This window comes from Acinetobacter sp. Colony158 (assembly GCF_019264745.1).
GTDB lineage: Bacteria > Pseudomonadota > Gammaproteobacteria > Pseudomonadales > Moraxellaceae > Acinetobacter > Acinetobacter ursingii.
This window is the reverse complement of record NZ_CP078523.1, coordinates 40424-41697: the sequence shown is the minus strand read 5'-3', so window position 1 is coordinate 41697 and position 1274 is coordinate 40424. Positions and strand designations below refer to the sequence as shown.

1 protein-coding gene is annotated in these 1274 nt (G+C 38.4%); it reads left to right on the top strand.

From position 1 onward, the window contains the following. Nucleotides 1-99: 99 nt before the first annotated feature. Nucleotides 100-1254: an IS4 family transposase gene (locus JR005_RS00150; RefSeq protein ID WP_004992632.1), complete on the top strand. Its 1155-nt coding sequence runs from the start codon at nt 100-102 to the stop codon at nt 1252-1254. Nucleotides 1255-1274: the final 20 nt, after the last annotated feature.

The window sequence follows — 1274 nt, the reverse complement described above, 5'->3', positions numbered from 1 at the left end:
TCACTGCTGTCCCATACTTAGAGTTAAATAAAAAAACCTGAGTCCAAAGTAGTTAAAATATAAGTGCGAACAAACACTTCAACTACAAGGATTCAGGTTTTGTCACATCAGAATACTGTATTTCATCAATTACTCAAACCTATTTTAAGACAAGATTTTGAACGTCTCGCAAAACAACACCATCAAGGACAAAAATTAAGATCTGCAACACGATGGGATCAATTTATTGCTATTTTGATGTCCCAACTTTCCTGTAGGCAAAGCTTAAGAGATATTCAATCCAATCTCGAATCCCAGCAGGAAAAGCTCTATCATCTTGGCGCGAAAAGAATTGCGCGAAGCACCTTAGCAAGACTCAATAAAGAACAGCCCGCCAGCCTGTATCAGCAATTGTTCACGCAGCTGCTTCAGCACTGTGAAAACTCTAAAACTGCACATAAATTTAGATTCAAGAATCCTCTGTATTCACTAGATGCCAGTCATATTGATCTTTCACTGTCATTGTGTGAGTGGGCAAAAGTGCATGAATCCAAAGCCAGTATTAAACTAAGTGTTGGCTTAAATCACAGCAATACCATTCCTGAATTTGTAGCGCTTGGGAATGGTATTGAAAATGATATGGTGCAAGGCAGAGCATTTAAATTTCCTGCTGGCAGCATTATCGTCTTTGATAAAGGATATGTTGATTATCAATGGTTTGCTCAGTTGACACATCAGAAAGTCAGCTTCGTAACTCGGCTACGCCCAAAGACAGTTTATCAAGTTAAATCAAGCCGCAGCGTATTAGCGACTAAAGGCATTATTGCGGATGAATATATTGAATTAAGCAGTGCGCATGCCAAGAAAAGAGGCGCACCTAAGTTATTAAGACGTATAGAATTTTATGATACAGATAAGAAAAGAACATTCGAATTTCTGAGCAACAACTTTCATCTGGCAGCATCCACGATTGCTGCAATTTATAAAGACCGCTGGAAGATTGAGTTATTCTTTAAAGCCATCAAGCAGAATTTAAAACTGAAGTCATTTCTAGGTCGAAGCCGCAATGCGATACTAACGCAAATATGGATTGCATTAATCGCCTATTTGCTTGTGAACTTCGCTAAACACATGGCACAAGAAGAATGGAGTGTTCAGCGTTTACTGCGAATTATTCAGGTTAATTTATTTGAAAGGAAACTTTTAAGGTCACTCTTTGTGCCTGATAAAAAATGGCGAAAACAAGAAGAACCTCAATTGAGGTTCTTCTTGTGATATTTGTGGGACAGCAGTGA